Genomic DNA, 13,449 nt, shown 5'->3' with positions numbered 1-13,449 from the left:
CGGTCGGGAAGAACGAAGCCACCACGGTGGCGCGCTTCCGCTTTGAAGGGGACAGTGTGCAGCCGGCGGGCGTGGCGATGGGACGCATCCGGTCGACGCGCGCCCTCCGCTTGGCGGCCGGCGGTCCCATCGAGGTCGCCGATGTCATGGACGTGGCGAAGATGGTGCCCACGAGCCTGGCCGAGGGCTGGCTCACTGAACTCGGGCCGCGCATCGCGCTCGACTCCAAGACCTTGCTGCAGCTCGCGGACGGCGGCGTACCGCCGCGCGTCATCGATGTCATGGTGGCCCTGGCCAATCCCGACCGGTTCCAGATCGGGCCTGCCATGATGAACGCCCGCGGCGTGAGTCAGGGGCCGAATATCGCCGCCCTGCGCACCGGTCGCGGAGGGAGCTCGGCGATGCGGTCGCGCTGCGAACTGCTCGATGATTTCTGCTACGGTCCCGGCGGTATGGGTGCATGGGGCTTCGGCTATCGCTACGGCATGCTCGATCCGTGGGGCTTCGGCTATTTCAACCCCTATCGCTACGGCCTCGGCGTGGGCGGCCTCGGCTGGAATGCCTATTCGCCGTGGGGGGGAGGCTGGGGCGGTGGCTGGGGCGGTGGCTGGGGGAACGGCGTGTACTACGGCGGTGGCCCCGTGGTCATCATCCCGAGCGGTAGTGCCGGCGGCGACGTTGGCGGGGGAACCGTCCGTGGGCGCGCCGTAAGCGGCGGTGGATACACCCGCGACATTCCGTCGTCGCAGCCCCTTACGCCAGGTACCTATTCGCCGCCCTCGAGTGGTGGAAGTGGTGGTGTGATGGGCGGCGGTGCCAGCTCCGGCGGTTCGTCCGGTGGCGACGATGGCGGCCGTACCGCGAAGCCGCGCGGATCCGGTGGAAACTGATCGTGCGAGGCATCACGGGGCGACCAAGAACGGTCGCCCCGTTCTTTTTTCAGGACGCGGGGCGGTGCAGGTGGCGCCCGATGTCGAGCACCGTATCGACCAGAATCGCGATGTCTTCATCACGCGTGCGGTGGTTCACGTGGGCCACCCGAATCGCGAAGCGGCTGCCGAGCATGGTGCTCGACGGGAGCGCCACCCCGCTCTCCTGAAGCCGCGCCAACAACTCGCGGTTGAGCGTATTCAGCGCCTCCTCGTCCGTCTTAATCGCGGCTGGCCGATACCGGAAGCACACGATGTTCAACGGCGCTGGGGCCAGTCGCTCGAGGTCCGGCTCTGCATCGATCCTCGCTACGAGCTGTCGTACCTGCAGCACGTTCTGCGTAATGACGCGCCCAAAGTGGCTCACGCCGTCGGCGTGTAACTGCATCCACACCTTGAGCGCCTTGAACCCTCGCGTGAGGTCGAGTCCGCGTTCGTTGAAGTACATGCCGCCGGCGGTCGGTCCGCGCTCACCGGGCGCGAGATAGGTGGCCGAGTTGCGGAACGCCAAGTGATGCGCCGCGGCATCGCGCACCAGCACGCAGGCACACTCGAAGGGCATGGAGCCCCACTTGTGCAGATCGAACGCCACCGAGTCGGCGCGGTCCATGCCGACAACCTGATCGCGCACCAGTGGTGAAAGCGCGGCCAATGCGCCGAACGCGCCGTCGACATGGAACCAGAGCTGCTCGCGGGCGCAGAGCTCCGCCAGCGTCGCCAGATCATCCGTCGCCCCGGTGTTTACGGTGCCGGCGGTACCCATGACGCAGAAGGGCAGGAGCCCCGCCGCGCGATCGGTCTCGATCATCTCCTGCAGCGCGTCGAGACGTACGCGATAGTCGGCGTCCACCGGAACGGCGCGGAACGCGCGGTCACCCAGCCCGAGCCATTCCGCGGCCTTGTGGGCCCAGCCATGCGTCTCCGACGACCCGTAGAACACGAATGGTGACGGAACCGGTTCTCCGGGCCATGCCTGTGCCCCGTCACGCCGTGCATCGCGCCCGAGTCGCCGCGCCATCGTGATGCGCGCACACGCCAGGGCGTGCACGTTGGCCATCGTCCCGCCCGTCACGAACAGCCCGCTCGCTTCCGGAAAGCCCAGCCACTCGCCGAACCAGCGCACGACCTGTCGTTCGATCATGGCCGGCGCCTGGTTGAATCCTCCAAGATGCGGGTTCATCCCGGCGGCGAGCATGTCGGCCAGCATCGCTAGCGGCGTGCCGTTGCCCTGCACCCATCCGAAAAACCTGGGGTGCCAGTTGCCGAGTCCGTAAGGCAGCACCTGCGTAAGGAATCGCTCGTAGGCGGCGTCCGCGCCAACTCCATCGCGTGGGCCGGACGTCTCGAACTCCGTTTGCACCGCCCGCGGGACCTGTTGCCACACGGGAGACGCGTGCAACCCCTGCTGCGCGTCGATGAGGTCGTCGAGCATGCGATGACCGAGTGCCCGCAACGACTCCCACGCCTGTGGGGTGGTGGGGTCGAAGGTTGCCCGATCGACGGACGGGGTGAAGGGGTGGTTTGTGGACATGCGGGGAAGATACGCACTGCGTTCGTTTGAGCCGATGTGCACGATCGCGGTAACGCGTACGGGCAGGGGCGGGCCTACTGTGGGGGCACACGCCGTATTTCCACACGGAGCATTCATGTCGGTTTCGACTAGCCAGCCCAGCGGGGCCCGTCTTAAGATCAAGGAAATGCCTGCGACCGAGCGGCCGCGCGAGCGCATGCGGCTGCTCGGGGCGCAGGCGTTGAGCACGACCGAGTTGTTGGCCACGTTGCTCGGATCCGGTAATCAGGGAGCGTCGGCGCTGACCTGTGCGCAGGTGATTTTCGAGCAGAGTGGCGGATCGCTGGGGCGGCTGGCGTCAATGCCGTTGGCGACACTCACCCGGGTGCGTGGGGTAGGACGAGCACGGGCGGCGGCCGTGCATGCGGCGCTCGAGCTGGGGCGGCGCATGGCCGGTGAAGCCCGGGAAGCCGGACAACCGCTGCGTGGTCCGCGTGATGTGGCCTCGGCCTACGCGCCGCGCTTGCAGGATCTGCCCGTGGAGGAGTTCCATGTCGCTATCCTCGATGCGCAGCATCGCCTCGAGCGGGATGTGCTGGTCACGCGGGGGCTGCTGAACTCGTCGCTGGTGCATCCGCGGGAGGTGTTCCGGGAAGCGATCGCGGAGCGGGCCGCCGCCGTCATTCTGGTGCATAATCACCCGAGTGGCGATCCTACGCCGAGCGCGGAAGATCGCGCGGTGACGGAACAGTTGGTGGCCGCCGGGCGTCTGCTCGATATTCCGGTGCACGACCACGTGATCGTGGGGCGTGGACGATACGTAAGCTTTGCGGAGGCAGGACTGTTGTGACGACGATCGCGCTGCACGAGATGATTCCGGGATTCGGGTCGGGGGCCGATGGCGCGTACGAGCGCCTCGACCACGATATGCTCGTGCGCGCGTACAAGTACTCCGACGTCGCGCACGCCGGACAGGTCCGCCACTCCGGCGAGCCCTATGTGTCGCACTGTGTGGAAGTGGCCCGAATCCTCGCCGATCTGCAGCTCGATACGACGACGGTTGCCTGCGGCCTGCTCCACGACATCGTGGAAGACACCGACATCACGGTCGAGGATGTCGCGCGAGAGTTCGGTAGTGAAATTGCCCAGATCGTGGACGGGTTGACCAAGATCGCCAACCTGCCCATGTCGTCGCGCGAAGAGCGGCAGGTGGAGAATTACCGCAAGCTGCTGCTCTCCATTGCGAAGGACGCCCGCGTCATCCTCATCAAGCTCGCCGACCGTCTGCACAACATGCGGACGCTCGATTGGCTGGCGCCCGAGAAGCGGCGGCGTATCGCGCAGGAAACTCGTGACCTGTACGCGCCGCTCGCGCACCGGTTCGGTATGGCGAAGGTTCGGTGGGAACTCGAGGATCTCGCGTTCAAGCATCTCGAGCCCGAGGCGTACAAATCGCTTGCCAAGATGGTGGCGGCCAAGCGCGGTGAGCGTGAGGCGCTCATCAGTCAGATGAAGGAGCCGCTCGTGAAGCGGCTCACCGACGCCGGCATTGCCAACGTCGAAGTCACGGGGCGTCCCAAGCACCTGTGGTCGATCTACAAGAAAATGCAGCAGCGGGACCGTCCCTACGAGGACATCTACGATCTGCTCGCCATCCGCGTGATCGTCCCGAACGTTCTCGAATGCTATCACGCGCTCGGCGTCATCCACGACGGATGGACGCCGGTGCAGGAACGGATCAAGGACTATATCGCCCAGCCCAAGAGCAACGGCTATCAGTCGCTGCACACGACGGTGTTCGGCCCCGGGCGACAGCTGTTCGAGATCCAGATCCGCACGCGGGACATGCACCGGACCGCCGACTTCGGTATCGCGGCGCACTGGCTGTACAAGGAGGGCACGAAGGGTGCGGGGGAGCTCGATAAGGCGCTCGCGTGGTTCCGTCAGGTGCTCGAGCTGCAGATGGATGCCGAGACGCCGGGTGAGTTCCTCGAGTTCCTCAAGCTCGACCTGTATCAGGACGAAATCTTCGTCTTCACGCCGACCGGCGACGTCATTCAGTTGCCGAAGGGGGCGACGCCGCTCGACTTCGCGTTCGCCGTGCACTCGCAGGTTGGTGCGCACTGCGCCGGGGCGAAAGTCAACGGACGTATCGCGCCGCTGTCACGGGAGCTCAAGAATTCGGAAACGGTGGAGATTCTCACCAATCCGAATGCGAAGCCGAGTCGTGATTGGCTCGCCCACGTGCGCACCGGCAAGGCGCGCCACAAGATCCGGCAGTTACTGCGGCTCGAAGAGCGCTCGTCGGCCATGCGCCTCGGCCGCGAGATCCTCGAGCGCGAACTGCGCCGTCGCCGGTTGCCCAAGGCGGATGATGCCGATCTCTATCCGATCGCCAAGCTGCTCAAGCTCAAGGACGCCGCGCATCTGATCGCGAGCATCGGGGCCGGCGACGTGCATGTCCTGCAGGTGCTCAAGCTATTGCACCCCCTGCTCGACACGAGTCCGCCGGAGCCGGCGAAGCCGAGCACATTCGAGCGCATCGTCAATCGCGTCACGGGGTCGGGGAAGGGGATCCGCATTCAGGGGGCCGACGGTCTCCTCGTGCGATATGCGCAGTGCTGTCAGCCCGTGCCGGGTGATCGCGTGGTGGGGTATGTCACGCGTGGTCGTGGGGTCAGTATCCATCGCGGGGATTGCCCCAACCTGCTGCTCCTTGCCCACGAACCGGAGCGACGGCTCGAGATCGACTGGCAGGAGATGGCGGGCGAGCGTTTCGTCGTGCGTCTTGCGCTCGAAGGCAACGATCGGCGCGGGCTGTACGCCGACGTGGCGGCGGCGGTGAGTGCGACGGGTACCGACATCAAGAGTCTCGAACTCAAGACCACCGACGGCAAGGTGACTGGTTCCGCGATGGTGGAGGTCGAGAACCTCGCCCACCTTGAGCGTATCATCAAGGCAGCCCGACGGGTCAAAGGCATCGCCGTCGTCAGTCGTCGCGAGAAGATCACCGCCGAGGAGTAGGCATCGGCAGGAATGCCGTACGCCTCGCCGCCACAGGGTGGCAGCGAGGCGTAGGCAGGTCGCCGGCGATCAGCTTGCTCGGCGTTCGAGAGAGGGGCGTTGGGGGGCGCGGTGCGGTTCGCGGCGGGCGGCGTTTCTGGGCTCGCCGTCCGCGTCGCCGATGACGAATCGATTCACCAGCGCACGCATGCTCGCGGCCTGGGAGTTGAGTTCCTCCGAGGCGCTGGCGGCTTCTTCGGCGTTGGCGGCCGCAAGCTGCGTTTGATTGCTCACGCTGGACACGCCGCGGGTGACCTCCTCGATCTGGCGCCGCTGCTCCGAGCAGTCATCGGCCACGTGCTCGACCACAGAGGTGACCTTCTCCACGTCGTGATCCACGCTCGTGAGCCGTTCGGTCACGGCGCCGGTGATCGCGCGGCTTTCACGCGCGGTGGTGACGGTCTGGTTGATCAGGTCGGCGGTCTCCTGCGCCGCACTGGCGGCCCGGACGGCCAGCTGGCGGACTTCGTCAGCGACCACGGCGAATCCTCGGCCCGCGTCTCCGGCACGTGCGGCTTCGACTGCGGCATTGAGCGCGAGCAAGTTCGTTTGGAACGCGATTTCGTCGATCGTCTTCACGATCTTCGCCGTGCGTTCCGCTGATGTCGTCATGCGCTCCATCGCCTCCCCGAGACCATGCATCGCGTGTGTCCCCTCACGGAGACGTTCACGCGTATCGCGGGCCAGCTGTCGTGCATCGTCGAGACGCACCACGGTGCGTGCCGTCAGCGCTGACTGCTCCTGCACAGCCGCCGTGATCTCCTCCACCGACGCCGCCTGCTGCGAGGCCGAGTCGGCGAGGTGCTGGCTGCCGCCACTGACCTGATGCGCAGCAGCGGCAATCTGCTCCGCCGATACTTCGACCTCATGCAACGCCTCACCGACGTTGGCGATCGCCACATTGATCGCCTGCGCGAGCCGTCCGTGATCCCCTGCGAACTCTCCCTGCACGGACACGGACAGGTCATAGCGCGCCACCTGCTCGAGCACCTCGAGAGCGGCCGCCACCGGCCGGCGCGACGCATCCTGCGCGTCGTTGAATCCCTCGAGCAGGGCGCGGTACGCGCCGTCAAAGCGGCCAGCGTTGGCGCGAACCGTTGAATCACCACGCTGCGCGGCAGTCACGAGCTGCTGCGTCTCCGCCAGCATGTCTCGCAGTGTTCCCACCGCCTTCGTGTAGGACGCGATGGCAGTGTGGGTGCGCTGCATGGCGCCCTCGAGCTCCCGCGACAGCACACCGAGTTCATCACGGCCACTGACCGCAATCGGAGTAACATCTACGTCCGCGCTGACGTCGAGCCGGCCGGCTGCCAGGGATTCAGTGGCCCGTTCGAGGCTGGCCATCCCTTCCGTCGCAAAGGCCCGCAGACGGTGGCTGACGGTGGCAATGGCCGTGGTGGCCCGCCGAAGCACGAGTCGCGCTACGGCACCGGCGACGATCACGCCAAGAATGAGCGCGAGGAGCGCCGTCCGCGTGCTTGAGCTCACGGCACGCTCGGTGTTCTTCGCGAACGCGGCAGCCGCGGCGACTTCGAGCGCGGCCAACGCTGCGAGCTCCTTTTCCACGGCGCCCATGACACGGCGGAGATCCGTGCGCAGGATATCGAAGGCCAATGAATCGTTCTGTGCGTCTACCGCCGCAAGAAACCGACCGAGGGGTTCCGATACGTTGCGCCATCCCGCTCCAAAATTCGTGACCGCGGTGGCGATCTTGGGATCCGCGGCACGCTTGCCGAGTTCCTTCTGGAGCGAGTCGACGACTTGCAGACTGCTCTCAAGACGAGTGCGGGCCACATCGCGCTGCTCACGATCGAAGGCCACGTCGCGATACGCCACCCGCACCTTCTGGACTTCCTCCTGCAGATCGCCAAGCGTCGCGAGCGGAGCAATGGCATTGTCCTGCAGGGCCAACGCATCGCGGCTCACGCCACGGAGCGCGAACAGGGCAACGGTAGTGGCGAGCAGTCCAGCGCTGAAGACGATGACGAGGGTGCCCCACAGTTGGAACGTGAGGGGACGATCGAACAGGGCGTGCTGCACGCCGGAGCTACGAACGGACATGGGAATGTGGCAAAGCGTCGGCCTTCTAGCCGCCATCATCGGCGTCGGATGTACTGCGATCGAAGCATGCCGGGGAGTAGGGGAGCACGCTGCCGAATCGAATTGTCGGGATTGATATGAAAAGCCTTTAATCCGGAACGGCGGTCCTATCGGCGTGATACCGAATAGAAGCCGATATTGCTAGATTACCTGCGATGGGCTCTCTCTTTCGACTGCAGTCTCCCTTTGCCCCGGCCGGTGACCAGCCACGCGCCATCCGCGAGCTGTCCGCGGGGCTGCGCCGCGGTGACCGACACCAGACCCTGCTGGGCGTCACCGGGTCCGGCAAGACGATGACGGTGGCGAATGTCATCGCCGACTGGGGACGCCCCACCCTCGTGCTGTCGCACAACAAAACGCTCGCGGCGCAGCTCTATGGGGAGCTCAAGTCGTTCTTTCCCAACAATGCGGTCGAGTACTTCATCTCGTACTACGACTACTATCAGCCGGAAGCGTACGTCCCCTCGAGTGATACCTACATCGAGAAGGACGCGAGCATCAACGAGGATATCGATCGTCTGCGCCTGCGCGCCACGAGTTCGCTCATGGAGCGCGAGGATGTGGTGATCGTCTCCACCGTCTCGGCCATCTACGGCCTCGGTGATCCGGTGTCGTACCGCGAGCGGATGGTGTCGCTGGCGCGTGGCCAGCAGGTGGCGCGCGACGACATTCTGCGGGCGCTGGTCGGGATTCAGTATCTGCGGAATGATGTGGCGTTCGATCGCGGCACCTTCCGCGTACGCGGCGACACCGTGGAGATCTACCCGGCCTACGAGGAGCAGGCGGTGCGTCTCGAGCTGTGGGGCGACGAAATCGAACGCATCAGCAAGATCGATCCGACGACCGGCGACACCATCGCCACACTCGAGCGCATGGCGATTTATCCCGCCAAGCACTTCATCACGAACCGGCCCACGATCGAGCGGGCGTCAAAGGCCATTCGTGATGAACTCGGCGAACGACTCGCCGAACTGCGCATGCAGGGCAAGCTGCTCGAAGCCCAGCGCCTCGAGCAGCGCACGAACTTCGATTTGGAGATGCTCGCCGAGATCGGTACGTGCGCCGGCATCGAGAACTACTCGCGGCACATCAGCGGACGCAACGCCGGGGAGCGGCCGGCCTGTCTGCTCGACTACTTTCCCGATGATTACATCGTAGTGGTCGACGAGTCGCACGTGACGCTGCCACAGGTACGCGCCATGTACAACGGTGACCGGGCGCGCAAGCTTACGCTGGTCGATTACGGGTTTCGTCTGCCAAGTGCGCTGGACAATCGGCCACTGGTGTTCGACGAGTTCATGCAATTGGTCCCGCGGCTTATCAGCGTGTCGGCCACGCCCGGCGAACTCGAGTTGCAGTTGTCCGAAGGCGTGGTGGTGGAGCAGGTCATTCGCCCCACCGGCTTGCTCGATCCGGTGCTCGAGGTGCGTCCCGTCAAGGGACAGGTGGACGACCTGCTGCATGAAATCCGGCAGCGGGAGCGCAAGGGGGAGCGTGTTCTCGTGACTACGCTCACGAAGCGCATGTCGGAGGATCTCACCGACTACCTGCAGCAGATGGGCGTACGCGTTCGCTACATGCACAGTGACATCGACGCCATCGAGCGCATGGAAATCGTACGCGGATTGCGACTGGGCGAGTTTGATGTGCTGGTGGGCATCAACCTCCTGCGCGAGGGGCTCGACATGCCCGAGGTGTCGCTCGTCGCCATTCTCGATGCCGATCAGGAAGGCTTTCTGCGCAGTGATCGGTCGCTCATTCAGACCATCGGTCGGGCCGCGCGCAACTTGCACGGCATGGCCATTCTGTACGCCGATCGCATTACCGGCTCCATGCAGCGCGCGATGGAGGAAACCACGCGTCGCCGTACCATGCAGCACGAGTTCAACGTGGCGAACGGGATCGTGCCGAAGGGCGTGACGAAGAGCATCGACGAGGTGCGCTTCATTACGCGCGTCGCCGACGCCCGTGTGGAACGTGACGGGGAGGCGCCCGTCCCGAAGAAGTTGCCGAGCGAGAATGTCGCGCGCTCGCGTGACGAATTGGAGCAGCTGGTGGGAGAACTCGAGATCGCGATGCGTGAGGCCGCCACGGCGCTCGACTTCGAAGCGGCGGCGCGGTTGCGCGACCAGTTGTTCGAGGTGCGGACGGCGCTCGGTCAGGCGCCGGCACAGGCACGCGGGAACGCGGCGGCGCCCAAGCGTCCTCCCGGTAGTGCCCCCCTCCGCCGCCCCGGAGGAAAGCGTGGGCGCTGACCCAATGCGGGAACAACTCGCCCATCTGCTTTCCCGTGGTTCGCCGCGGGCGCCCGAGCGTGACTCGCTGGAGGCGTGGGGGCGTGCCGTTGGCGCCGTGCTGCCGCGCCCGGTGGTGATCACACTCGAAGGGGATCTCGGGGCGGGGAAGACCACGCTCGCGCGCGCCCTTTGCGCCGGGATCGGAGTGGCCGATCTCGATGCGGTGACCAGTCCCACGTTCTCGCTCGTGCAGCAATATCCCGCGCCGGACGGTCCGGTGGTTCACGTTGATCTGTATCGGCTGCGCAGCGATGCGGAACTCGAGGCACTCGGCTGGGATGAACTGGTCGCCACGGCTCCCGTCCTGTTGGTCGAGTGGCCGGAACGGGCTTCCCACACCCTGCCGGCCGACACGATCGGCATCACGCTCTCCCACGATCCCGACAATACGACCCGCCGGCACCTGCACGTCACGTCACCGCTCGCGCGCTGACGATTGCGGCTTCGCTCTTCGCTTCCCGTCTCCGTGCAACGACTCACTCCACGTACACTCCAGTCGGTCAGCCCTGCACAGTCGGGCGTGGTACGTCTCGCCGACGTCATTGCCGCGCTGACGTACGCGCTCGACCTCACGGAAGGGCAGCGTCCGGGCCACACACTGCGCAGCACCGTGTTGGCCATGCGGCTCGGAGAAGAGGCAGGGCTCGATCGGGAGCTGCTTGGCGCGCTGTACTATGCGGCGCTGCTCAAGGATTCCGGCTGTTCCAGCAATGCAGCGCGCATGTCGGCGCTCTTCGGCAGTCCCGACCAGGAATTGAAGCGTAATATGCGCCTGGTGGATTGGCACGATCGCTGGAAGCTCGCCATGCGTACGGCTGCCAGCTGCGGCGTGGGCCTCAATCCCATCCATCGCGTCCGGCACTTCCTCATGGTCGCGAAGACACCGTCGCTCACGCGCGAGATCATTCAGACGCGCTGCGAGCGCGGGGCGCAGATCGCGAGCGTGCTGGGATTTCCGCGGGCGACGTCGGAAGCCATTCTGTATGTCGACGAGCACTGGTGCGGGCTCGGGCACCCGTTCGGCATTGCCGGCGAGGAAATCCCGCTGCTGTCCCGCATCATCCTGCTCGCGCAAACTGTCGAGGCATACTGGAGCGAACTCGGGACGGCACCGGCCTTGGAGATGGCACGCAAGCGCCGCGGTACCTGGTTCGACCCGCGCCTCGTGGACATCATCACGGCGTGGCGTAATGATCGGGAGTGGTGGGGCCGTCTTGCCGACATCAATCGCCTCGATGAGGCCGTGCTGGCGCTCGAGCCGGGCAGTACGCCGTTGGTCGCCACCGACGAGCGCCTCGATCGCATCGCCTTCGCGTTCGCGGCGGTCATCGACGCCAAGACCCCGTTCACGGCAAAGCACTCGAGCAATGTGGCGCGGTATGCCGTGGGTATCGCGAGCGCGATGGGTGCGGATGCCGCGGTGCATCGTGACATGCTGCGGGCCGGCCTCCTGCACGATATTGGCAAACTGGGCGTGTCGAACCGGATTCTCGACAAGCCGGCGAAGCTCACCGATGAGGAGTTCGCCGAGGTTCGCCGGCATCCGACGTGGACGTTGGAGATCCTGCAGCATGTGGGTGCCTTCCGGCACTTCTCGCACGAGGCGGCGCAGCATCACGAACGCCTGGACGGCCGTGGGTATCCGTGGAACCTGCCCGCGGCGCAGCTCTCCTACATGGCACGGGTCCTCGCCGTGGCCGATGTCTATGAGGCGCTTACGGCCACTCGGCCATATCGGGAGGGGCTGCCCGTGCCGAAGGTCGTCGCCATCATGGGCAACGATCGGGGCACGGCATTCGACCCCGAGATTTTCGACGCGGCCGTCGCCCTGGCCGAGAATGGCACCTTCGAATCGCTTTCGCGTGTGACGGAAGACGGGTTCGAGCAGCTGGAGCAGCTCGTGCCGATGACGCCCTTCGGGCCCGCCGCAAACCGGGTGGCCTGAGCCGTCCCGTTCTGGGGGCGGCTCGGTGAAATTGCGTGGCAAAAGCGATAGACTTGGGAGTGCCGTCACTCTCGTTTTCCGCCCCCCTGCTTGCCATCGAAGCGTCCACGACCGCCGGCTCGGTGGCCGTGTGGTGTGACGGTGCGCTGGTTGCTCACGAGGCAGTGCTCATGGGGGCTGGCCAGGACGACCGCCTGTTCCCGGCCATACAGCGGGTGCTGCACGCGGCCCGGTTGGAGCCGCGCGCGCTCGAGACCGTGGTGTGCGGTGCGGGGCCCGGCAGCTTCACGTCACTGCGGATCGCGGCCGCACTGGCCAAGGGGCTCGCCCACGGAAGTGGTGCCGCGCTGTTTGCGGTCCCTTCGCTGCTCATCGCAGCAGCATCGATGGATCCGTGGCCGGCGGAGGCAGTCGAAAACGGGTTGGTCGTGCACGGAGACGCCCTGCGTGGCGAGCGCTACGTCTTGCCGGTGCACACCGACGCGAGCGGCATGGTGTTCACGGCGGGCCCGCTCGCTCGTGTCGCCTGCGCGATGCTCGCGGAATCCGTGCCCGGCTACCGTCGTGCCGGCGTGCTGGCCTCTCCCTTTACGGACGAGCTACCGGCCGTCACCCCCGGCGTGCAGCACCTTCCGCGTGCGGGCGGGGCATGGCGCGAACATCCGGTAGCACTCGATGTGTGGGAGCCGGAGTACGGTCGTCTCGCCGAGGCGCAGGTGAAGTGGGAGGAGCGCTTCGGTATGGCGCTCCCGGACACGCCGGCCGTACGTGGCTGACGCCGTGGCGGACGTTGTCGGAGGGCAGATGACCCCGGTGCGCGTTTCCGTGACGCTGCGGGATATGACGGTGGCCGATGTGCTTCGGGTCGCCGAAATCGAGCAGCAATCATTCAGCGATGCGTGGACGCCGGGTGCCTTTCATGAGTTGCTCGGGCGCGGATACGCGAGGCTCCGTGTTGCCGAGGACACGGCGTCGATGGTGCAGGGGTACTGTGTGCTGCTGCGTGCCGCGGACGAAGGCGAGATTGCCAACATCTGCACCGCCCCCGAGGTGCGGGGGGGTGGGGTGGGAGGGCGTCTGCTCGATGATGCCCTGATCGCTGCGGACGCATCGGCCAGCTCGGCGGTCTATCTCGAAGTCCGCACGTCCAATCAGGCCGCTCGGACGCTGTACGAAAGCCGGGGGTTCCGCCTGGTGGGGCGCCGGCGCAGCTACTATCAGCATCCCACCGAAGACGCGCTGGTCCTTCGCCGGACTCATCCGGCTACTGTCGGACCCTCGGCGTAGGATTGGCCCAGCCGCGCACTTTTGGATGACACAGGTGCGCCGGGGCCTTGGTATTATCCCGTGGTCCGCATTCAGCTCCACACACTACGTCGTTCATTCGAAATCGAGGAGGCAACGTGAGCCGCAGCCTGAACAAGGCCATTCTTATTGGCAACGTCGGGGGAGAGCCCGAGGTCCGCACGGTCGGCACCGGTGGCCGCGTGGCCACGTTCTCGCTGGCGACGGGTCGCCAGTGGACCGACCAGAGCGGGAACAAGCAGGAAAAGACGGAGTGGCACCGCTGCGTCGTGTGGAACAGCGGGCGCGGGACTGGTCTCG

At 66.0% G+C, this 13,449-nt stretch carries 10 protein-coding genes and 1 pseudogene; 9 read left to right on the top strand and 2 right to left on the bottom strand.

The genetic code is table 11. The features are described 5' to 3' along the window. Window positions 1-890, top strand: a pseudogene (locus ACIQ6O_RS05950) (hypothetical protein); the annotation flags it as partial. A 49-nt stretch (window positions 891-939) separates the two neighbouring features. On the opposite strand, the gene ACIQ6O_RS05945 reads toward ACIQ6O_RS05950, so the two are convergent. Continuing rightward, window positions 940-2,460, bottom strand: a complete 1,521-nt coding sequence (locus ACIQ6O_RS05945; protein WP_396206864.1) for a pyridoxal phosphate-dependent decarboxylase family protein — start codon at window positions 2,458-2,460, stop codon at window positions 940-942. A 115-nt stretch (window positions 2,461-2,575) separates the two neighbouring features. Here ACIQ6O_RS05945 and radC point away from each other — a divergent pair, with 115 nt between their 5' ends. Continuing rightward, entirely contained in the window at window positions 2,576-3,289 is a 714-nt protein-coding gene (radC, locus tag ACIQ6O_RS05940; protein ID WP_396206863.1) for a DNA repair protein RadC, read from the top strand. Continuing rightward, complete coding sequence (locus tag ACIQ6O_RS05935) at window positions 3,286-5,463, top strand: RelA/SpoT family protein (protein WP_396206862.1); 2,178 nt, start codon at window positions 3,286-3,288, stop codon at window positions 5,461-5,463. Before radC ends, ACIQ6O_RS05935 begins: the two co-directional genes overlap by 4 nt. A 69-nt stretch (window positions 5,464-5,532) precedes the next feature. On the opposite strand, the gene ACIQ6O_RS05930 is transcribed toward ACIQ6O_RS05935, so the two are convergent. Further along, window positions 5,533-7,563, bottom strand: a complete 2,031-nt coding sequence (locus ACIQ6O_RS05930) for a methyl-accepting chemotaxis protein (RefSeq protein ID WP_396206861.1) — start codon at window positions 7,561-7,563, stop codon at window positions 5,533-5,535. Between the two features lie 194 nt (window positions 7,564-7,757). Between ACIQ6O_RS05930 and uvrB the strand changes: the two genes are divergently transcribed. The 6 genes from uvrB to ACIQ6O_RS05900 all read left to right on the top strand — a co-directional run. Then, on the top strand, window positions 7,758-9,857 hold the full coding sequence (gene uvrB / locus ACIQ6O_RS05925) for an excinuclease ABC subunit UvrB (protein WP_396206860.1): 2,100 nt from the start codon (window positions 7,758-7,760) through the stop codon (window positions 9,855-9,857). Beyond that, the gene (gene tsaE, locus ACIQ6O_RS05920) at window positions 9,847-10,332 is read left to right on the top strand and encodes a tRNA (adenosine(37)-N6)-threonylcarbamoyltransferase complex ATPase subunit type 1 TsaE (protein ID WP_396206859.1); all 486 of its coding nucleotides are present in this window, start codon (window positions 9,847-9,849) and stop codon (window positions 10,330-10,332) included. Before uvrB ends, tsaE begins: the two co-directional genes overlap by 11 nt. A gap of 33 nt (window positions 10,333-10,365) precedes the next feature. Then, window positions 10,366-11,844, top strand: a complete 1,479-nt coding sequence (locus tag ACIQ6O_RS05915; RefSeq protein ID WP_396206858.1) for an HD-GYP domain-containing protein — start codon at window positions 10,366-10,368, stop codon at window positions 11,842-11,844. Between the two features lie 59 nt (window positions 11,845-11,903). Next, window positions 11,904-12,620, top strand: coding sequence for a tRNA (adenosine(37)-N6)-threonylcarbamoyltransferase complex dimerization subunit type 1 TsaB (tsaB, locus tag ACIQ6O_RS05910; protein WP_396206857.1), 717 nt, complete (start codon window positions 11,904-11,906; stop codon window positions 12,618-12,620). Window positions 12,621-12,648: 28 nt separating this feature from the next. Beyond that, the gene (gene rimI, locus ACIQ6O_RS05905) at window positions 12,649-13,131 is read left to right on the top strand and encodes a ribosomal protein S18-alanine N-acetyltransferase (protein WP_396206856.1); all 483 of its coding nucleotides are present in this window, start codon (window positions 12,649-12,651) and stop codon (window positions 13,129-13,131) included. Window positions 13,132-13,247: 116 nt separating this feature from the next. Beyond that, window positions 13,248-13,449, top strand: a 202-nt coding sequence (locus ACIQ6O_RS05900) for a single-stranded DNA-binding protein (protein ID WP_396206855.1), incomplete at its 3' end; no start/stop codon positions are given.

This window comes from Gemmatimonas sp. (assembly GCF_044345575.1).
Lineage (GTDB): Bacteria > Gemmatimonadota > Gemmatimonadetes > Gemmatimonadales > Gemmatimonadaceae > Gemmatimonas.
This window is presented reverse-complemented; position numbering and strand designations above follow the sequence as displayed.

Coding starts and splice junctions, on each gene's coding strand:
- ACIQ6O_RS05930 (WP_396206861.1), bottom strand. CDS start 7,563: ATGTCCGTTCGTAGCTCCGGCGTGCAGCACGCCCTGTTCGATCGTCCC.
- rimI (WP_396206856.1), top strand. CDS start 12,649: ATGACCCCGGTGCGCGTTTCCGTGACGCTGCGGGATATGACGGTGGCC.
- uvrB (WP_396206860.1), top strand. CDS start 7,758: ATGGGCTCTCTCTTTCGACTGCAGTCTCCCTTTGCCCCGGCCGGTGAC.
- ACIQ6O_RS05945 (WP_396206864.1), bottom strand. CDS start 2,460: ATGTCCACAAACCACCCCTTCACCCCGTCCGTCGATCGGGCAACCTTC.
- radC (WP_396206863.1), top strand. CDS start 2,576: ATGTCGGTTTCGACTAGCCAGCCCAGCGGGGCCCGTCTTAAGATCAAG.